Origin of the sequence: Halochromatium roseum (assembly GCF_016653315.1) — a bacterium.
Classification (GTDB): Bacteria; Pseudomonadota; Gammaproteobacteria; order Chromatiales; family Chromatiaceae; genus Lamprobacter; species Lamprobacter roseus.
In genome coordinates, this window is record NZ_NHSH01000044.1 from 36,821 (window position 1) to 54,935 (window position 18,115).

An 18,115-nucleotide genomic window follows, 5' to 3' on the forward strand; every position below is an offset into this window, starting at 1 on the left:
GCGTGCCTCCTTATAGTAGTCCGCGTACACTAGCCCAGTACATCTTGTTGTACGACGTCTTAAACCAGTGCATCGGTTTGTTAGGCTCCTTGAGGTCTGGAGGATTGACGTAGTCAAACATGGCATAAGTCGCACTGTCGTGACCGGTCTCAATGAAGCAGTAGACTTTTCCATCGTATTCACGAACTGGCGCACCAATCTTGATCTTCGATGCGATATTCTCGGAAACAACCTCGGCCTGAAAATGTGCGGCTGACCCGGTTTTACTAACAGGCAGGTTTGTCGTGTCCCCTAACACATACACATCATCATATCCGTCCATCGTCAGCTGGTAACGATTAGTCGGTATCCACCCACCCTGACCCAGGCTATTTTTTTCAATCGTCTCCATACCACGATGGGGCGGGATAGCAATGAGCATATCATATGCTGCTTCAGTGCCCTCCTCGCTCATGACCACGCTATTTTTAACATCGACCTCTTTGACGTTGAACAGCGTTTCATACTCAATCCCCATGTTGTCGAAGGCGGGCTTCGCCCACTTTGCGACATTCTCGATGGTATGAATCCGGCCGATTGGGTAATGATACTTGATCTGAACCTTATCGCGAATTCCTCTCGATTTGAAATAGTCGTGGAGCGAGAAGACGAGCTCTACCGGTGCAATCGGGCACTTATGCGGCACACCCACAACAATCGCGATCTTGCCGCCCTCGAATCCACGTAGAGCCTTGAACATCTTGACTGCACCAGCCTCGGAATAGAAGGTTTCAGCGCCCTCAGCTAAACCGGGAATTTCCTTCGGCACGATACGCGATCCAGTAGCGATGACTAAAACATCATAGCCGTAAGATTTTCCGCTGATGGTCTTCACAGTCTGTTGATCAAGATGAAACTCATCGACCGGATCGACGTGAAAGTCAATACAGGCTTCAAGCAGGCTTTTTTGTTTCCGATACAACTCGTCGGGCATCATCTGTCCAAATGCCACATACAGAAGTCCAGGTTGATACATGTGCTGATCGGATGCGGAGAGCATCGTGATTCGAACTTTGCGCGAACGTATTTCTCCCGCGAGCCGACGAGCTAGGTTATTAGCAACGATGGTACCGCCTGTGCCACCACCGACGATCAAGATTCTCATGATGTTATCGCCTCCAAAATTAGGGCAACCTTGCAAATAGCCTCGAGCGTTCTAGCCTCAGCAACTAACCCACTACTTGGCCTTACGAACCTTGACATGCCAAACACCATCGATCTTTTCGCTACTGATCAAATCGTGTCCTACCTTGTTGACCCAATCAGGCACATCACCAGCAGACCCTTCATCGGTTGATAAGAGTTCAAGCGTATCCCCGACATTAGCTTGTTTCATGTAAGTGATCAGCTCCATCAGCGGACCAGGGCAAAATGTATTTCTTGCGTCGATCGTCTTTAGTTCACTCATGCGTCTGATCCTCGTGGATTGGTGTTACAGGCTTGGCTCGAAGCATTAGAATGTGAAAACCTGGCTGTCGGCAGTGTCGCCTAAAAAGCTCGTTAACCCGGTTGGAGGCCCCAATTCAGGATCGAGATCGTCCCCCTTGAGCCCCATTAGATCGAGCGCCATGGAGCAAGGCAAGAGCTTCGCACCGCCCATATCCACGGCGAAAGCGAATAACTGCTTAAATGGCGGAACACCATGGTTTTTTTCAATGAGAGCTCCGAACTCTCCCTCGGCCGGAGCCTCATTGTTTTGCCCTTTGACGAAGTACCGCAAAGCATTCATCGAGATAAAGACCATGACTTCGTCCCCACTAGCCGCGGCCACTGAAGCGATCATAGCCGCCATTTGTAGCTTCTCGCGCGCACCCGAGACGCAGACGATACTCATTTTTTGCGCCAAGACTCATTCTCCAAAGTTAGGTAAGTGCGTTGCCATCTGGTAAGTCGCGGATAGAATCGACCAAGCCACTGCTGTTACACGACTGCCACAGGCCGGCCGATCTTGAATTTATGATCTGGACTATCCTCGGTGCCAGCTATAGCGTTTGATCAGCAACACAATGGTGCTATCCAAGACAAAACCCACTGCGCCTATAACCACGATGAGCGCCATAAGATTGGAATACTCAAGGCTTTCCCGAGAATCTTGAATGGCATATCCGAAGCCCGAGGTAACCCCTAGAAACTCAGCTGGTATGATGACGATCCAGGCAACACCGAGCGCCAGACGGATGCCGGTCAGCACGTCGAAGGTAATAGCCGGGAGGATGATTTTAGTCAGCATCTGCCAAGGCTTGGCGCCGAGATTGCGTGCAACCTTAAACCAGCTAGGGTCGATCTTCGCTAGCCCCGCAGCGGTAGAAAAAGCCACAGGCCATACCGCCGCCACGGCAATCAGAAAAATGATTGCCTCTTCCCAACCGGCGAATACCACAACCGCAATTGGCTCCCAAGACAGCGGGCTGATCATGCGCAACAACTGAAACGGGGCATTGGTCAATTGCTTGAACCAAAGGCTGCGGCCCATCATGATGCCAATTGGCACTCCAATCACGATGGCGAAGAACATTCCCATACCTAGGCGAAAGCCGCTGCTGCCGATCGCATCCGGAATGGTTCCGTTCCGCCACAGTTCAGGCAATGCCTGGAGGGCCTCGTTAGGTGCGAATGCGCTGAACTGCGACACAGAGGGGTTTAACGTGACTAGGAAGATCGCTAGCCACCATAGCGCTACAAGCGCTGCCAAACCCACCACGATGTGTAGAGCCTTGGTGCCTGACGATTGGAATACATCGCACAAATTGGCGTATATACCCCCGGAAACGCGAGGCATCGCAATATCTTGGCTAGTCATTAGGTTCTCCGGCTGCAATCAGACTCATGGAAAAAGAGTCCCTGCATTGACTGCTTCGTCTATATTGGCCTATTTCCCTCATGCGTGCCCCCGCTGCCAGCTGTAGCGATTGATCAATATAACGATGATGCTGTCGAGGACGTAACCAATCACGCCGATTGTCAGCACAAGTGCCGTCAAGTGGTTGTAGCTCAGTGTCTCGCGAGCATCTTCGATGGCATAGCCCAAACCAGAAGTCACGCCCAAGTACTCAGCAGGAACGAGTACGATCCAAGCGACGCCCAAGGCCAATCGGATACCGGAGAAGACGTCGAAAGCAATCGCGGGCATGATGACTCGAGTCAGCATCTGGAGCGGAGTCGCACCCAAGTTACGCGCAACCTTGAACCAGCTCGGATCAACCTTGGCGAGCCCCGCCGCCGTGGAAAACATCACCGGCCAAACCGATGCGATGGCGATCAGGAAAATGATCGACCCGTTCCAGGTCGCAAACACGAGCACAGCCAAAGGCATCCAAGCGAGCGGACTGACCATACGCAGGAATTGGAATGCCGCGTTGCTGTACTCCTGGAACCACTTCACTCTACCCATGAGTATGCCGATCGGCACGCCAATGCAGATCGCGATCAGTAAGCCCATACCAAGTCGGTAGCCGCTGGCGGCCGCAGCCGCCTGAATTTTTCCGGCTCCGAATAACTCAGGAAATGCCTGGAGGGTTGGAATCAGCCCAAAGGCGGCAAAGCTCTGCGTCGTCGGGTTTGCCTGCAGCCAAAGGCCGGCAGCAAACCATAGTGCCGCCAAGATGGCGACACCAGCCACGCCCCATGCGAACCGCCGCAATGCCGGGTGTTCGATGAAACGGGACACGACGCCACCACGGAAGGCGACTTCTTGAGTCATAGCTCGATCACCTCTTTACGAACAAACGGATCACCTGTTTGTGGAACGCTGAGGTCCGCCTTCCAGCCCGGATTCGCATTCAAAGCCTTCTTGATGTAGTCGTACTGCACCAGATCCTCAGCCACGAAATCAGGCGAGAGGCCTTCCAGGAAGGCAGTTTCACCACCCACCAGCGTCGTATTCATCTCACTGACCACTGCTTCAGTGGCGCTTGGGAAAGGCCAACCTTGGAAGTTGATACGACTTTGCTGCCATTCCGGGTGCTGGATCGCAGGTGGCTGAGCGTAATCGGCCGGCGAGTAGAACATCATGGCTCGCTCCACTACCTCCGATGGGAAAGGCAAGTATTTCTTGCCATCTCGAGACAGCATCTCTGCCGTTGCTTTACGGTTGGCGCTGATATGAAGCTGAGCTTTAACGATGGCATTGTGTACGCCTTGCGCCCATGCTGCGCGGTCGGGATCCATCGCATCGTCCTCATGCATGCAGACCACACAACAGGGGTGCCCCCTCCAAACATCGCCGGTGAATCGCAGGACTTCCCCGCCGGCTCTAAGCTCACCAAGCGCATTGAATGGTTCCGCAACGCAGTAGCCGTCGATCTGGCCAGCGGCAAGGGCTGGCGGCATATCCGGCGGATTGAGCACCAACAGGTTGACCTCATTGGGAGCTAGGGCTGCGTTCTGTGGACGGATTACCGGCGTAAGACCGGCATCGCGCATAATCCGTTGGGAAATGATGTTATGGATGGAATACCAGTAGGGGACCGCGAACTGCTTACCACCCAAGTCCTTTGGCTCCTTGATCTCGCTCTTCTTGCTAACGACGATCGCCGACCCGTTGGTATGATTCCATGCGGTAATCTTTACCGGGAAATTGTTGTTGTAGCGCATGTAGATCGGCACCGGGATGAGGAGGTGCGTCAAATTGAAACGCTGCGCAGAAAAGGCTTCCACAAGAGGCGACCAACCGCGAATCAATGTTGGTGGCTCAGACTCTAAACCCTCGTCTTTGAAGAAGCCCATTTCATGCGCGACCAGCAGGGTGGCAGCATCTGTAATTGGGATGTATCCGATTTTTACTACCGGGTCGAAAGGCTTGATGTATTTCGTTCCATCGGCTTCTTTCTGCTGTGCCAGCGCAGCGCTCGATGACATCATGGCGCCCAGTCCGCCTAGCCCTGCGAATGCGGCAAACTTGAGCATGTCGCGGCGACTTACGCCGGTTCCCAGCACCGAACTAAAGAGCGGATCATAGTCGATAGCAAGACTAGGATCGGCCTTGCCATCTGCAATATCCGGGTCCTGAGGCATTACAGTCCGAAGCCGCTGATCAACTGACCCGGCTTTACCGCAGGTACCGCAGGAACAGCCGTCGATGTGCACGAGCGCATGTGTTTGACTCTGCGATCTATCGTCAGATTTTTTCATGATGGATATCCTCTGGTTAAGGGGCCGATGATCCGAAAGGTATCTGCGTGATTGAGCAGACGGGCGCCGTCACGGGTGAACAATACTGTTAATCTACGAGTGAAACCGCTTCTGGCTTTTGGTAGTTGGCCGCCTGTTGGAAGTCATCCATGAGCTTGGCGCGCAGCGTCTGGACACGTGGATCAGTTCGGTCGCGCGGATCGGGTAAGTCCACATCCAATTCACGTACGATGTTGCCAGGCGATCCAGCCATGATGACCGCGCGGTCGGCCATGATGACTGCCTCATCGATGTCGTGGGTGACAAGGATGATGTTGAATCCTAAGCGTTTGGCGATAGCGCGAACGTCATGCTGCAGCGAGGATCGGGTGAATGCGTCGAGAGCCGAAAAAGGCTCGTCCAACAGGAGTAGCTCGGGCTCCATTACCAGAGAGCGAGCTAGCGCAACGCGCTGCTGTTGACCACCGGAGAGATCTTGCACATTTGACTGAGCGAAGTCTTGCAGTTCGACCAGTTGGATTGCCTCATCAACTCGGCTATCAATCGTTGACTTATCCCAATTGCCAAACGTGAGCCCCACCCCTACGTTTTGCTTTACTGTCATCCAGGGAAAAAGATGGGGAGCTTGAAACATCATGACCCATTTTGGCGATGGGCCTTGGATAGGAGTACCGTCGAGTTTGATGCTACCCTCGGACGCTTTGAGCAATCCTGCCACAATATGTAGTAGAGTCGACTTACCACACCCGGATCGGCCAATGATGGCGAGGGCCTCGCCTTGCGGCGACTCTAGATCGACCCGATTGAAGGTCACCGTGCTACGTGAGCCATAACGATGAGTCAGTCCTTCGATCTTAATATTTGTTCCGCGTATTGCCATCTATTAGCTCCTCTATTCGTTTTCCCGCCGTCAATGGTTTAGGGATGATCACAGGGGCACTTCTGAAAAACCTCAGAAGTAGCGGCCGGTGAAGTGATTCACCGACCCACTCGACGCTAAAGCCTCAGGCGCTGTGTAGTCGTTCTCTCACCACCTCGATGCGGTGGGTCAGGTCTTCTTCGTCCAGCATTCCACGCGCAATCATTGAGTGTGCAAGTGCGAGAAGTTGGCGTTCCGGGAAAGGCACATCTTCATAAATCGTCGCGGCCAACTCGTCTTCCTCAGCACGCCTCTCCAACGAGGGCAGGGCACATGATCCTGGCACGACCTCATCGTACGACTTCACACACGAATCGCCCGCCAACATGTCACAGGTGGCCTCCAAGTCGATCTGCCACGGCGGCTCTGGGTTTGTGACACCATATTGAATGGCCAGATCCTCCCATACCCGCCCCCGCATCTTGATCGTCTCGAGAAGAGGAATAGGCTTAAAATCAGGCTCTTGCCAGCCAGTATGGGTCATGTACTCCTGTTGTTTTGGCTCAACCATGATGGGCACTCCCCGCATGATGATGGTGGTGGTCGTCGCCGTGATGATGATGAACCGGATTAATTGCTTTACGCACGCGGCGTTTTGCGTTATTCGTGATGCCCGGCTTAGGGACCGCCACACCGATGAGACAATCGCGTGTGACAATCTCCGCTAATTGCTCCTCGGTCCAGCCATCCGTCCCTTCGGGACGCGTCGGCATAACGATGTAACGTGTCTTCTGATTAGAATCCGCAACCCGAATCTCTACATCTGGATCGAGCTGCAGGCCGAACTCGGAAAGTACTTGGCGAGGCCAGCGCACTAGGCGGCGGCGATAATTCGGAGTACGGTACCATTCGGGTGACTGGCCCAAGATTGGCCGCGGGTAGCAGGAGCAGAGGGTACAGACAACGACGTGCTTAAGTTTTGGTGTATCAGCAAGAACGCGTAGATTACAGTAGTCGCTTGGGGTACCAAACTGCGTCGGCGGACTGGTCACCCAATTCACACCAACTGCCTTGCTCGCTTCGACCCCGTCTTCAATGCACAACTCTTTGTACTCGGGATCGAGCCATGCCTTGGCAACTAAACGCGCGGCTGGCAATGGACCCAACGTATGTACATATTCTTTCCACACCCGATGATCTTCAGTCGAGAATAGACCTTTCTCGATGGCAAGCTCGCGAACTGCTATTTCGAGAATCTCGAAATCGCTAACCTCATCCACCATCGGCGCAGGCTTGTGATCATGTTCAGACATCTGTGATTTCCTCTAACAAGTAAAGTCCGCGCCTAATCAGGCCGATTGGAGATAGGTCTCGGGGAACTCCGTCTCCAAAGAGTCGTTCGAATAGGCCTCGCTATACTCTGGCCACAGATCCCGTTGCTTGAACACGATGCTGTAGAACCACACTGGATTATCGGTGTTATCCCAAGCCTCATCTTCAGCGGGAGGACTTTCGTAGACTAGACGCACGACCGTACCGACCGCCCCCCTTGTATATGCCATGGTGCGAGAGTAGAAGATATCCGGCAGATCACGAATCTTCACTTGATCGCCCACCTTAAATTTTGCTGGCCCAGCTTTGCCTGCAAAGCATTGAGGATCGCCAATGCCACTAGCGATCTTGGCATGGTGGGTTCTATCGTGCTGTGCTTTGCTCATTACGGCTTTTCACCTCATCTATCTTGTTAACCAACTCAGTGAGCGTGACGTATTGTTTATCGACCAGAATCCGCGCGGCCGTAATCAGCCAGCGCCCGTAATACGGCAGGCCTAGGTAGGCCGTTTGCCCAACATCAACGTTTTGGCGCCGCCGGCGTTCCTCGGCATTCCACACGCCGCGCCAGGCCAGACACTCGCAAGTCGCAAATGTGTTAAGCTCCCAGACCTCTTCCTCTTTTTCCTCGTATTCGATGGGAACATCGTATTCTCCGCCAACATCGTGCACTGGCCTGGTATAGGCGCGATAGAGTTCATGGTTGATCTCGTCAGGTGCAGGTGCATGCGTCTGTTTGTGCAGCGCAGGCTGAAGATGGCCGACGCGTTGAAGATGCCTTAGCACCTCATCTCTAGTAGACGATGACATTGCATTGAGTCTCCTCTGGTTGATTACGAAAATGGCTATATCCGTAACGGACTAGATCTAAGCCACGAACCGCAGACCACGGGGCTTCACGTTGGTTACTCGACGGGGCGAAGGTAATACCCTCGCTCTGAATAACATCGCTGGTGTAGCGCTTAACACCCTAGGCGGATCTAACTATGAGACATCAGCGTAATAATTCCAAAGACGAAAATCCGATAGCCTCCAGAGGCTTTAACTATGCATTCTAGTCAACATTTGGTGGTCAATGCAGATTCCAGCAGCGAACGGAGCTGCGGTTCACAGGCAATAGCGCGGACATGCTGGCCGCCGCATCTTTATTAGAGAAGTAGAGTATTATTAAAAGCAGAAATAGTCAGCGTGTTCAGCCGACGCTGATCAGCCGACGCTTTTTACACGATTCAGTTAAACTGGCACGCGAAGGATTCTTGCCTGGAAAACCACAGCCAAGGCTATTCAGCAAATAAGGCTCAAGACGCGGATTAATACTAGGCAATAGACGGCGGGACGAAATTAAATGGTAGGCCTAGCTGTAGGTGGCGATAGCTTGGCTAATTCGCTACACTACCAAGATTTGTAGGGTAGAAACTTACCGCTGATGGTGACATGAACACGATCGCCCTGCGGGTCTTTCTCACGGTCGACCTTTATCTTAAAATCAATAGCACTCATGATTCCGTCGCCAAACTCCTCATTAATCATCTCTTTAATTGTCTCGCCATAGACATTAATCATCTCGTACCAGCGATAAATCAACGGATCGGTAGGAATAACCTTATCCCAAGACTTGTTTGGAAAAGCTTGCAGCGCGTCTGCCACCTCACTAGTGAGGCCGAGAATTTGCGCAACTGCTGTTGCACTTGTCTCCTGCAAATGGTTCATGCCAAGACAGGCAGAACAGGTAAACTCTGGAGACAAGCCTGCAGCCTCTGCAATCGCGCTCCAAGCCAAGCCCCTTTGATGCTTGGCTTCGAGAATGGCTTCCTTCATCTCTGCTTTATTCATGTCTCAGCTTCTTTATCCTAGATTCGTTAATGCATAAAGCTGCCGACCCACACCTCTTGGCGCAGAATGCCGGCAGCTGCCAGACGTCCCGAGTTTAGGCCGAGGCTAAGTGCAGGCGAGTATTGAACACCTTGCCCCTTACTGCATGCCCTTCGGAGTCGGTTGTCGCCTTGACACCGGCCAGGATCGCGAGATCCAAAGCTGGCTCAATGATGATGACTGCTAGGTATGCCGTCGCAAAGGTGGCAATCTGAACAAGGCTCTCAGCCCCGAAGCCTTGGCCGTACACCACCCAAAACCCCACCCAGGAGACTACTGCACCTTGAAAGGCTGCGGATATCTTGAAAGCCTGCGCGTAGCTCACATCCTTGTAGGCAGTGTCAGCTGGAATAACCCTACGTGCGATAGCGCCGGCCAAGAACAGTGGCACCAGCAATGTAGTAACATTCATGCCATACTGCGGCAGGTCCGTTGGGGCGAAAAACAAGCCCTGAGCGAGCAAACCAGCGGCGAGACCGATGGCTGCAGCTCCGGCACCGAACATTAGAAAAAGGGTTGCGCCAAGAATCAGGTGTACCTCAGACACCCCGACTGGGGCGTGCGGCAAAACCTGAAACATTCCCAAGACCAATGCCGTAGTAATTGAGCTGCGAATGACGAGCGCAGTCATTCCGACTTCTTTAATCGTGTCTAGCGAAAGCTTGGCGGCATAGCCAATAGCTCCCGCTGCGGTTAGGTAACTGAGCGCGGTTTTTGCGCCTTCTACAACGCCCGGTTCAATATGCATGTCATCGCCCTGAGTTAAGAATATTAGAAATTACCTGGCAACCAACTGCCCATGGGTCCCAGCTAACGGTGCGGGGCCTAATGAAACGGCTTGCCGCTTGATAGAGTAGGCGCGTCCCATATGCCACCGCTGAATCGATTCTCTGTCAGGCGCGCCTATTATTCCAAGAACAAATTCCGATTGAGACTATAGGCTAACGTTATGGAAAGAAATCCTGTCTTTCCCAGATCGATTCAGTACTTGATGGCGGTTGCCGAACATCAGAGCTTCACCCGGGCAGCGGAAGCGTTGTACGTCTCGCAGCCGACCCTCTCCCAGCAGATTAGGCAGTTGGAGGATTTGCTGGACACTCAGCTGCTCGATCGCTCCGGCCGCGTGGTACGGCTCACGGCTGCCGGCGAGGTGTATCTACAGTATGCGTACCGAGCACTTAGGGAGCTGGAAGCAGGAACTCGGGCCATTTACGACTTGCAGGATCTCAGTCGCGGCTCTCTTCGGCTTGGCATGATGCCCGTTACCGATTACCTCACAACGCCGCTGCTGCATGAGTTCATCGCCCGCTACCCGGGCATCAACGTGAGCACCACGGAAATGTCTCAGGATGACATCGCTGCCGCGCTGACGGAGGATCGCATCGATGTGGGCGTTTCCTACAACTGTGTGCTTGCCAACGACAAGCACCCCGACGACATCGACACCCAAACCCTGTGCGTCGAGAGGCTCAGCCTCGCCGTCGGCTGCGACCACGACTTGGCCCAAGAAATCGGACCCTTGAACAGCATCGAAGTGCTGGAGCGAGAGCCGATGGTGATGCTCAATAACAACTATGCATTGCGTCGTCACATCGATAGTTTCTGCTTCGAAAACAGCATCAAACTCACGATCGCAATGGAAGCAACCTCCGTTAGCCTGATTACCGAAGTTGTCCGCCTTGGGCGTCTCGCCACCATCCTGCCCGATGTCATCTGCTCCGCTCAGCCTAGGCTGCACCAGATACCCATGACGCCTGAACTGCCGCGACATGGTATTAGCCTGTTCTTCCGCAAAAGCGCCTACAAAAGTCCCGCATGCGTGGCATTTGGGGAGCTGGCATCAGAGCTGACATCGACCCGCTGCAGAATTAAGCAGGGTTAATAGCTTAAACCCGCACTCACTTCATCTTTAGCGCGTCCAGTCCAGCATATTGTCCAGTTAACAATTATCCGGACAGCCTCATTTTTGCAACCAGCTGATTTGGTTATGATATTAAGAATTTGCTAATCCGCATGGTAAATGGCGGGACAATATATAGCGACTGAAAGGAGATCGTAGCTATAGGAGCAGGCTATCAACCAAATTGAAATTTGATCTTGGACAAGGCGCGCTCCCGAAGATAAATAAACGGGCATATCCAATCGGTTTGCCAAGTCGCAGGTGTTTTGCGCCTTGAGGCGTCGTCACCACGGCCTGCGACGCCTTCAAATTCGACAGGCAGCATCCATGGAAATTAGGCCTGGGTACTTGAAATGCAGATAGAACTTGCGGAAAAGTATCGAGACACGGCCATAGCACGCGAGGGGCAAGAGGTGATCTCGCCTTGCGTGCAGTGTGGCCAATGTACCTTCGTCTGCCCTACCTTTCGTCTGCTGGACGACGAGTGGGACGGACCGCGTGGACGCATCTATCTGATCCAGCATCTACTCGAGGCAAAAACGCCCAGCGCCGATTCGCTGCCGCCCGCCTATACCCTGGCTCCTCTGGAGGGCAACACACTCGCCGCCAACGTTCAATTCCACCTCGACCGCTGCCTCACTTGTCGGTCCTGCGAAGCCGCCTGCCCTGAAGGGGTACGCTTCGGGCGCTTGCTGGACATCGGCCGTGAACTTGTCGAACAGGAGTTGCCGCGCCCGTTCAAGGAGCGCGTGTGGCGCCGAGCCTTGCGGGCGACGCTCCCGCACCGTTCACGATTCACAGCATTACTGCGCGCAACCCAATCCCTACGTCGGTTGCTGCCGGCTAGGCAGCGCGACAGGATTCCGACAAGACGTGTCGCTGGCCACTGGCCAACCGAAAGCCAGGCTAGAACGATGGTCGTCTGGGAGGGCTGCGTCCAACCCGCCTTGGCCCCGGAAATTAATGCCGCGGCCGCACAGGTTCTAAACCGTTTCGGTATCCGTCTGATCCCGGCTCCTGACGGCTGCTGCGGAGCCCTCAGCCAACACATGAGCGCGATGGACGATGCGCGCTCACACATGCGACACAATATCGACGCACTTTGGCCATTGTTTGAAGCGGGGGCCGAAACCCTGGTCCTGACCGCTAGCGGCTGCGGCGCACATTTCCGCGACTACGGGCACCTTCTGCGCGATGATCCGCAGTACAGCGATAAAGCCCAGCGTATCTCCGAGCTGACCCGAGACATCGCCGAGGTGGTCTCCGATGAGTGGCAGCAGGAAGAGGGGCCAGCACCGTCGTCCCGCACCCAAGGACAGCGTATTGCCTACCAGTCCTCCTGCAGCCTGCAGCACGCACAGCGGCTCAATGGCGTGGTGGAAGCACTGCTTAAGCGTGCTGGATATAAGCTGGTACGCGTCAGCTACCCCTTCATGTGCTGTGGCTCGGCCGGGGCCTATTCCATCCTGCAGCGTGAGCTCTCAGAATCGCTGCGCAAGCACAAGTTGAACACCATCATGGCTTGCCGCCCCCAGGGCATCGCGACCTCTAATATCGGCTGCTTGACACATCTCGCCGAAGCCTCACCAGTTCCGGTCAAACACTGGATAGAATTGCTCGCGGACAGCTTTCTCCCCGCACAGCTGTCGTGACCTAGCTGCGATCCAGACCTCCCCCGCACAGCGCAATCACTTCGGGCGCTGGCGATGGGGGCCTTGTCGAGTCCACCTCGAGACTCAGTGATCAAAGTAATTCGCCGCGCAGAACCGGAATAACCCGTCCACCCACGCTGACGTCAAGCGCATCCCCCTCCCCGCGGGCCCGCACTAAGACGAGTGACGGACGGTAGACCTCGTGACCTTGTTCAATGCGCAGCGAGAGATGACTGCCCCCAAACACATCATGCGCCAGCAGATAGGCGCCTAGGAAAGAGGCGCCGTTGCCCGTAGCCGGATCTTCCCGCACGCCATGGGCCTCGAAGAAAAAGCGCGCAGACAGGTCGTTATCCTGCTGATGTGTCTGGTGGCAATAGAGGTAGACCAGCGGCGGGAAACCCTGGGCGGCCAGCGGCGCATAGGCGGCGAGGTCCAGCCGGCAACGCTGGAGGGCATCCAGATCACGCAACGGCACGATCATCGCCGATATCCCCGCGCTGATCTGCTGGATGGGGCTGCTGTCGGCGATGTCGGCCGGGGCAAGGCCTAGCGCAGCGGCCATGGGCTCGCGCGGACAGACCCTACCAAGCGCTGCCGGCGGCGCCCGGAACCAAGCCACTTCACCGAGCTCTGCGCTACTCTCAAAGGCGACATTAACCTGCCCCACTCCCAGATTAAGCAACCAGGGTCCGGCGACATGCTGGCCAACGCATTGGCGGAGCACCCAGGCAGTGCCTAGAATGGGATGCCCGGCGAAAGCCAGTTCGCGAGCCGGAGTAAAGATGCGGACCGGATAACCCCCATCCTCCGCGAGCACGGGCGACACGAAGGTGGTTTCAGAGAAATTCATCTCTGCCGCGACCTGCTGCATCGTTTCAGCAGAAAGGTTGTCGTCGCCGACAACCACCGCCAGCTGGTTGCCTGTGTAAGGACGCTCGGCGAAGACATCGACGATATACAAAGGGTATGTCATGGTTACGCATGTCTTTTTGGCTAAAAAAGAGGGCATCCATTTGATTTCGCCAGCCACGTTTCTGGCCCGCGAACAACGCCTGTAGCCCATTTTTGGTCCCGCGGCCGAGCGGAAACGGTTTCAAAACGAGGGCGAACACCCTTGAAGCGACTTCCAACAGATCCCTACGGCCGAAGTCCAGCGCATCGACCACAGTGCCCAGCTCTTTCCTGCCTCACGCGGGAGCATCGGCTACGGTTCCGACCAAACACTGGTCATCGGTCACCCCCTCAGCTCGACTCCGCGAGTATCTTGCAGCAGCTAGCCAGCTTGCCTTATGTCGAGCGCATCGTCGAGAGCCACTTTGAGTGATGGCGCGCTTGCAGACACTGCTCAAGCTGGCTTCGTCCTAACGCTCATAAGGCGCTGCCCCTGGAAAATGAATCGCGTGGGATTTAGGTTAATGCGCACATACTGTCCACTCCGGCACATGAATCGCGCGAGATTCACGTTAACCGACATCGCACGTCGCCGCTCAAGAGACTGAACATACTCAAACCGACGCGACATCGGTACCCAGCACGCCAGGCAATTCAACGCTAGCGCGAAAACCGCCGAGACTCGGTGAGCGGCCAAGCCCGAGCCGGCCTCCGTAGAGTTCGAGGATCTCACGCACGATCGAAAGACCAAGGCCGTGGCCTTCGACGCGCTCGTCGACACGCACACCGCGTGCGCCAATCGCCGCGAGCTCGATCTCACTGCAGCCTGGACCATCGTCTTCGACCCAGAGGCGCAGGTCCGCCGCGCTGGGCTCAAACCGGCAATGCACCTCGCTGTTTGCCCATTTGCAGGCGTTGTCGAGCAGGTTGCCCAGCAGCTCGAGCATGTCTTCGCGGTCGACCGTCAATGCTGTTGAGAGCGCGTTGTCATAGCGGATGTTCAAGCCCTTGTGCGCATACATGCGCTCCAGCAGTTCGATCAACACCGGCAGGTCGGCGCTGATATCGAAGGTCGAGCCAGTCCGCAGACCGCCGGCGATGCGCGCGCGTTTCAGCTCGCGCTCCACCAAGGTCTGCACCCGCTGCACCTGCTCGACACAGCGCTGGCGTCGCAGTCCGATACAGCGCTGATGCTGCGACCCGATACAGCGTTGCGCTGCATCGGGCGGATCATCCAAGCGCTCGAGCTGCTGCAGCAGCAGGTTGAGCGGCGTCTTGAGCGCATGCGCGAGATTTCCAGCGGCGTTGCGAGAACGCTGCAGGCGCTGCCCATAGACGACCAGCAGTGCGTTGAACTTTCGCACCAGCGGCAGGATCTCGATCGGGACGGCTTCCGTGATGGCGTCTATGGTGCCACGCTCCAGCGCATCGATGTCTCTGTAGATCGGCTGCAATTGGCGCAACGCCCGCCGCACAATCAACCGTTGCACGAAAAGCATGAGCAGGAGTCCACCGATGGCGAGCCCCGCGAACAGCTGCTCGAATACCTGCAGCTCTTCCAACAGTGGATTCAGATTTTCAGCAACGGCAATCGTCACCGTCGCATCGCCGATCCGATAGCCGGCGCTGCGCACTAGGAGCCGCTGGTTAAGCGGACCCTCGGTCTCCCAATCGATGATCTGGCCGGCTGGCAACGATTCGGCAGCAAGCTGTTGGTCCCAGAGCGAACGTGACAGGCTCCGGGAGCCATCAGCGCCAATGACCTCGTAGTAATGGCCGGAGAATGGCTGCTGATAGATCGGGCCGAGGATGCCCGACAGGGGTTGGGGTCTGAGCTGCTGCTTGGTCTGGTGGTGCGGCAGAAATTGAGGTTGAGGCCTGATCTGGGGCTGGGATGGGGATGAGAGCACTGCATGAGTCTGCGAGAGGCTGCCAAGCAAGGCCTCGGCATCATGCTGCAGTCTCGACAGCACATAGGCCTCAGTGCTGCGATGCAGCGCTGCATGGCCGAGCCACCAAGAGGTCGTGATCACCAACGCCAGGCTGATGCCGAGACCGAGATGCAGGCGGGCTTCGAGCGATCTCAAGGAAAGCGCCCATTGTCAGCAGCGCGGACAACGACGGCAGCAGTGGCGACAACACCAGCAGCGCTATCAGGGCTTCGAGGGAAACACATAGCCCTGTCCACGCTGAGTGCGCAGATGCTCTCGGCCAAGCTTCTCGCGCAGACGCCGCACATAGACCTCGATCAGGTTACTGCCGTGCTCGGCATGTTGATCGTAGACATGGGCGATCAAACGCTCCTTGGAGAGCACCTTGTCTGGATTCAGCATGAAATAGCGCAGCAGCCGGAACTCGGTGCCCGTTAGCTCAACCTCACAACCGTCAGTTCGCGTGACGCGCTGATGTTCGTCGTCAAGCCACAGGCCGCCCGCGCTGACGCCGGCACAGGCTTGCCCAACAGCACGACGGATCAGCGCCTGCAGACGAGCGATCAGTTCCTGCACATGGAAGGGCTTACCGAGATAGTCATCGGCACCGGCCTTGAGGCCATCGACCCGCTCATGCCAGGCATCGCGCGCGGTAAGCACGAGCACCGGGGTGCGCAAACCCTCAATCCGCCAGTCGCGCAGCACCTCGAGCCCCGGCTTCCCCGGCAGCCCCAAATCGAGCACGATGGCATCATAGGGCTGGTCACTGCCGAGAAAGGCGCCGTCGATGCCGTCAAGCGCCCAATCTACCGCATAACCGTTGGCCATCAAATCAGCCCGCAGGCCACTGCCGAGCGTGCGATCATCCTCGATCAGCAACAGACGCATCGACCCTCAGTCCTCATCGCCATCCACATCGATCAACTGGCCGGTCCTGGCGTCAAACACGATCGACCAAACCGCACCATCAGGATCGAGCATCTCGATCTCGTACACATAGCGGTGCGGATCGTCCTCCGCGTGCAGTTCAACCTCGACTGGGATACCGGGCCGCACTGACTGCGCCCGCGTCAGGAATTGCTCGAGGGGTAAGATGCGGCCCTGTGAAAGCAGATGCCGGGCAAGCTCGGCATCATCATCGCCTGCATCCGCCCCCCTTGGTATCAGCACGGCAACGGCGAGCATCATCATCGGCCAACAACAATCCCTGGCGGCGACCCTTCCATGCCGCATCGCCACGCAGCCTTTGTGCAACGCTCGCGTCCCCTGCATCAGCCCAACGCATTCAGCTGTCGCTGAAGCCATCTTTGGCGACACGACAACCATGTGGGTGCATCCTTGAACTGGACTAATCGTCGAATTGATCCGCCATCAATAGATATTCACGACCCGACTCGAGCACCACGTCCAGGTCACCCCTCTCTGAAGCGAGATGAACCTCTTCCAAGGAGGTTGTCAAGCTGACAAGCGCAGCCTGCATCTTGGCGATGGCGTTCTCGAGGGTATAGGTCAGCTCGTGGATGTGAGCGAGATCGGCGCCTTCGATACTGTCGCCATTGAGGTATTGCTTGAGCTTCTCGTTGCCCTCCTCGAAGTGACGGAAGGCCTCCTCGACGGAATCGGCTTGCTTGCCCGTGAAGTGGGGACGGCCATCGGGTGAGAGGTCGTCCGCTGCAACGCTCCCTGTCATCGTCAGAAAAAAAGCTAGCGTGATTGGGCTGAATTTCATTGACTGAGTCTCGAAGAGTCGGGTGGATAGAGTCTGTGTCTGCAAGATGAGGCTACACAACCGGAACCCAATCCTTGAGCGCCGATGACGAGGAAGACAGGCCCTCGCTTGTTCCTCGTCAGACAAGCAGCCAAACAGCGCGTAGTAAACTGCGGCTACGATGATAATGACAGTCCCCCGAACCACGGGGCTCGAGGAGGCGAAGGTGCGGCTGCACATTCCACTAGACACGCTCTGCTCACTGATCGAATTGGCCCGTGAATTCCAGGCCAAAGAATCGGTCGTCTTCCCTGAGGTACCCACCAGTCCAAGCGACGATTGGGCAATGCAGGTGTTAGCTGACCATGGCGACGATTACAACGTCGCCGAATTCAGCAACATCGTCACCGAGATGTCAGAGCGCCAGCGCTCTGAACTCGTGGCCCTGATGTGGGTCGGGCGTGGCGATTACAGCGTCGAGGAATGGGAGCAGGCGGTCGACGATGCGCTCGGTGACTTCAGCATCCGGGCAGCGGCCTATGTGTTGGCCCATCCGATGGTCTCTGATCATCTGGAAGAAGGGATGATCGCGTTCGAGTTGTCTTGCGACGAAGACTAAGGCTGACCAAAAAACCGGGTTTCAGGCAGCCGCCCTAAGGCTCATGCGCGGCACCAGCCCGAACCATGAATCGCGTGAGATCCCGGTAAAAATCGCCACAGCTGAACACCTATTGGAGCAGATCAGATCCTCGCGTCTTCGATCCGCACCGGGCGGTGTCCATCCGTGGCACTCATCCT

The 18,115-nt window shown here is 55.9% G+C and carries 21 protein-coding genes; 3 read left to right on the forward strand and 18 right to left on the reverse strand.

What is annotated here, in order from left to right; translation table 11 throughout:
- Positions 1-10: 10 nt before the first annotated feature.
- From CCR96_RS05890 to CCR96_RS05950, 13 genes are all read right to left on the reverse strand, one after another.
- A complete protein-coding gene (locus tag CCR96_RS05890) occupies positions 11-1,144 on the reverse strand; it encodes an NAD(P)/FAD-dependent oxidoreductase (RefSeq protein WP_201218787.1) in 1,134 nt (377 codons plus the stop codon).
- Positions 1,145-1,216: 72 nt separating this feature from the next.
- On the reverse strand, positions 1,217-1,447 hold the full coding sequence (locus tag CCR96_RS05895; protein ID WP_201218789.1) for a sulfurtransferase TusA family protein: 231 nt from the start codon (positions 1,445-1,447) through the stop codon (positions 1,217-1,219).
- Between the two features lie 45 nt (positions 1,448-1,492).
- Positions 1,493-1,885 (reverse strand): DsrE/DsrF/DrsH-like family protein, encoded by a 393-nt coding sequence (locus CCR96_RS05900; RefSeq protein WP_242518613.1) that lies wholly within the window; start codon positions 1,883-1,885, stop codon positions 1,493-1,495.
- 120 nt (positions 1,886-2,005) lie between these two features.
- Positions 2,006-2,839, reverse strand: a complete 834-nt coding sequence (locus tag CCR96_RS05905; RefSeq protein WP_242518614.1) for an ABC transporter permease — start codon at positions 2,837-2,839, stop codon at positions 2,006-2,008.
- A 78-nt stretch (positions 2,840-2,917) separates the two neighbouring features.
- Positions 2,918-3,739 (reverse strand): ABC transporter permease, encoded by an 822-nt coding sequence (locus CCR96_RS05910; RefSeq protein ID WP_201218791.1) that lies wholly within the window; start codon positions 3,737-3,739, stop codon positions 2,918-2,920.
- On the reverse strand, positions 3,736-5,052 hold the full coding sequence (locus CCR96_RS05915; RefSeq protein WP_420827254.1) for an ABC transporter substrate-binding protein: 1,317 nt from the start codon (positions 5,050-5,052) through the stop codon (positions 3,736-3,738). Before CCR96_RS05915 ends, CCR96_RS05910 begins: the two co-directional genes overlap by 4 nt.
- Positions 5,053-5,257: 205 nt before the next feature.
- Positions 5,258-6,049, reverse strand: coding sequence for an ABC transporter ATP-binding protein (locus CCR96_RS05920; RefSeq protein WP_201218793.1), 792 nt, complete (start codon positions 6,047-6,049; stop codon positions 5,258-5,260).
- A 124-nt stretch (positions 6,050-6,173) separates the two neighbouring features.
- Positions 6,174-6,599 (reverse strand): hypothetical protein, encoded by a 426-nt coding sequence (locus tag CCR96_RS05925; RefSeq protein ID WP_201218794.1) that lies wholly within the window; start codon positions 6,597-6,599, stop codon positions 6,174-6,176.
- A complete protein-coding gene (gene scnC, locus CCR96_RS05930; RefSeq protein ID WP_201218795.1) occupies positions 6,592-7,341 on the reverse strand; it encodes a thiocyanate hydrolase subunit gamma in 750 nt (249 codons plus the stop codon). The genes CCR96_RS05925 and scnC overlap by 8 nt, the downstream gene beginning before the upstream one ends.
- Positions 7,342-7,377: 36 nt before the next feature.
- Positions 7,378-7,746, reverse strand: coding sequence for an SH3-like domain-containing protein (locus tag CCR96_RS25040; protein WP_201218796.1), 369 nt, complete (start codon positions 7,744-7,746; stop codon positions 7,378-7,380).
- Positions 7,724-8,170, reverse strand: a complete 447-nt coding sequence (locus tag CCR96_RS25045; RefSeq protein WP_201218797.1) for an SH3-like domain-containing protein — start codon at positions 8,168-8,170, stop codon at positions 7,724-7,726. Before CCR96_RS25045 ends, CCR96_RS25040 begins: the two co-directional genes overlap by 23 nt.
- A gap of 582 nt (positions 8,171-8,752) precedes the next feature.
- Positions 8,753-9,193: a cyanase gene (gene cynS / locus CCR96_RS05945; protein ID WP_201218798.1), complete on the reverse strand. Its 441-nt coding sequence runs from the start codon at positions 9,191-9,193 to the stop codon at positions 8,753-8,755.
- A 94-nt stretch (positions 9,194-9,287) separates the two neighbouring features.
- On the reverse strand, positions 9,288-9,980 hold the full coding sequence (locus tag CCR96_RS05950; RefSeq protein ID WP_201218804.1) for an energy-coupling factor ABC transporter permease: 693 nt from the start codon (positions 9,978-9,980) through the stop codon (positions 9,288-9,290).
- Positions 9,981-10,181: 201 nt separating this feature from the next.
- Here CCR96_RS05950 and cynR point away from each other — a divergent pair, with 201 nt between their 5' ends.
- Together cynR and glcF are read left to right on the forward strand one after the other, a co-directional pair.
- Positions 10,182-11,114 carry a transcriptional regulator CynR gene (gene cynR / locus CCR96_RS05955; protein ID WP_201218806.1) on the forward strand — a complete coding sequence of 311 codons (933 nt, stop codon included), beginning with the start codon at positions 10,182-10,184 and terminating at the stop codon, positions 11,112-11,114.
- A gap of 371 nt (positions 11,115-11,485) precedes the next feature.
- Entirely contained in the window at positions 11,486-12,784 is a 1,299-nt protein-coding gene (gene glcF / locus CCR96_RS05960; protein WP_201218808.1) for a glycolate oxidase subunit GlcF, read from the forward strand.
- Positions 12,785-12,875: 91 nt separating this feature from the next.
- On the opposite strand, the gene CCR96_RS05965 is transcribed toward glcF, so the two are convergent.
- The 5 genes from CCR96_RS05965 to CCR96_RS05985 form a co-directional block, all read right to left on the reverse strand.
- Positions 12,876-13,760 carry a PhzF family phenazine biosynthesis protein gene (locus CCR96_RS05965; protein WP_201218810.1) on the reverse strand — a complete coding sequence of 295 codons (885 nt, stop codon included), beginning with the start codon at positions 13,758-13,760 and terminating at the stop codon, positions 12,876-12,878.
- Between the two features lie 532 nt (positions 13,761-14,292).
- A complete protein-coding gene (locus CCR96_RS05970; RefSeq protein WP_201218812.1) occupies positions 14,293-15,765 on the reverse strand; it encodes a sensor histidine kinase in 1,473 nt (490 codons plus the stop codon).
- 66 nt (positions 15,766-15,831) lie between these two features.
- Entirely contained in the window at positions 15,832-16,497 is a 666-nt protein-coding gene (locus CCR96_RS05975; protein WP_201218814.1) for a response regulator transcription factor, read from the reverse strand.
- Positions 16,498-16,503: 6 nt separating this feature from the next.
- Entirely contained in the window at positions 16,504-16,800 is a 297-nt protein-coding gene (locus CCR96_RS05980; RefSeq protein WP_201218816.1) for a PepSY domain-containing protein, read from the reverse strand.
- A gap of 157 nt (positions 16,801-16,957) precedes the next feature.
- Positions 16,958-17,338, reverse strand: coding sequence for a DUF6746 family protein (locus CCR96_RS05985; protein ID WP_201218818.1), 381 nt, complete (start codon positions 17,336-17,338; stop codon positions 16,958-16,960).
- 166 nt (positions 17,339-17,504) lie between these two features.
- Here CCR96_RS05985 and CCR96_RS05990 point away from each other — a divergent pair, with 166 nt between their 5' ends.
- On the forward strand, positions 17,505-17,936 hold the full coding sequence (locus CCR96_RS05990; protein ID WP_201218820.1) for a DUF3775 domain-containing protein: 432 nt from the start codon (positions 17,505-17,507) through the stop codon (positions 17,934-17,936).
- Positions 17,937-18,115 lie beyond the last annotated feature (179 nt).

Bases quoted from the DNA above. Each gene is read 5' to 3' on its own strand.
- cynR (WP_201218806.1), top strand. From the start codon at position 10,182: ATGGAAAGAAATCCTGTCTTTCCCAGATCGATTCAGTACTTGATGGCG.
- CCR96_RS25040 (WP_201218796.1), bottom strand. From the start codon at position 7,746: ATGAGCAAAGCACAGCACGATAGAACCCACCATGCCAAGATCGCTAGT.
- CCR96_RS05985 (WP_201218818.1), bottom strand. From the start codon at position 17,338: ATGAAATTCAGCCCAATCACGCTAGCTTTTTTTCTGACGATGACAGGG.
- CCR96_RS05915 (WP_420827254.1), bottom strand. From the start codon at position 5,052: ATGCCTCAGGACCCGGATATTGCAGATGGCAAGGCCGATCCTAGTCTT.
- cynS (WP_201218798.1), bottom strand. From the start codon at position 9,193: ATGAATAAAGCAGAGATGAAGGAAGCCATTCTCGAAGCCAAGCATCAA.
- CCR96_RS25045 (WP_201218797.1), bottom strand. From the start codon at position 8,170: ATGTCATCGTCTACTAGAGATGAGGTGCTAAGGCATCTTCAACGCGTC.
- CCR96_RS05890 (WP_201218787.1), bottom strand. From the start codon at position 1,144: ATGAGAATCTTGATCGTCGGTGGTGGCACAGGCGGTACCATCGTTGCT.
- CCR96_RS05910 (WP_201218791.1), bottom strand. From the start codon at position 3,739: ATGACTCAAGAAGTCGCCTTCCGTGGTGGCGTCGTGTCCCGTTTCATC.
- CCR96_RS05925 (WP_201218794.1), bottom strand. From the start codon at position 6,599: ATGGTTGAGCCAAAACAACAGGAGTACATGACCCATACTGGCTGGCAA.
- CCR96_RS05975 (WP_201218814.1), bottom strand. From the start codon at position 16,497: ATGCGTCTGTTGCTGATCGAGGATGATCGCACGCTCGGCAGTGGCCTG.
- CCR96_RS05895 (WP_201218789.1), bottom strand. From the start codon at position 1,447: ATGAGTGAACTAAAGACGATCGACGCAAGAAATACATTTTGCCCTGGT.
- glcF (WP_201218808.1), top strand. From the start codon at position 11,486: ATGCAGATAGAACTTGCGGAAAAGTATCGAGACACGGCCATAGCACGC.
- scnC (WP_201218795.1), bottom strand. From the start codon at position 7,341: ATGTCTGAACATGATCACAAGCCTGCGCCGATGGTGGATGAGGTTAGC.
- CCR96_RS05980 (WP_201218816.1), bottom strand. From the start codon at position 16,800: ATGATGATGCTCGCCGTTGCCGTGCTGATACCAAGGGGGGCGGATGCA.
- CCR96_RS05965 (WP_201218810.1), bottom strand. From the start codon at position 13,760: ATGACATACCCTTTGTATATCGTCGATGTCTTCGCCGAGCGTCCTTAC.
- CCR96_RS05990 (WP_201218820.1), top strand. From the start codon at position 17,505: ATGACAGTCCCCCGAACCACGGGGCTCGAGGAGGCGAAGGTGCGGCTG.
- CCR96_RS05950 (WP_201218804.1), bottom strand. From the start codon at position 9,980: ATGCATATTGAACCGGGCGTTGTAGAAGGCGCAAAAACCGCGCTCAGT.
- CCR96_RS05920 (WP_201218793.1), bottom strand. From the start codon at position 6,049: ATGGCAATACGCGGAACAAATATTAAGATCGAAGGACTGACTCATCGT.
- CCR96_RS05905 (WP_242518614.1), bottom strand. From the start codon at position 2,839: ATGACTAGCCAAGATATTGCGATGCCTCGCGTTTCCGGGGGTATATAC.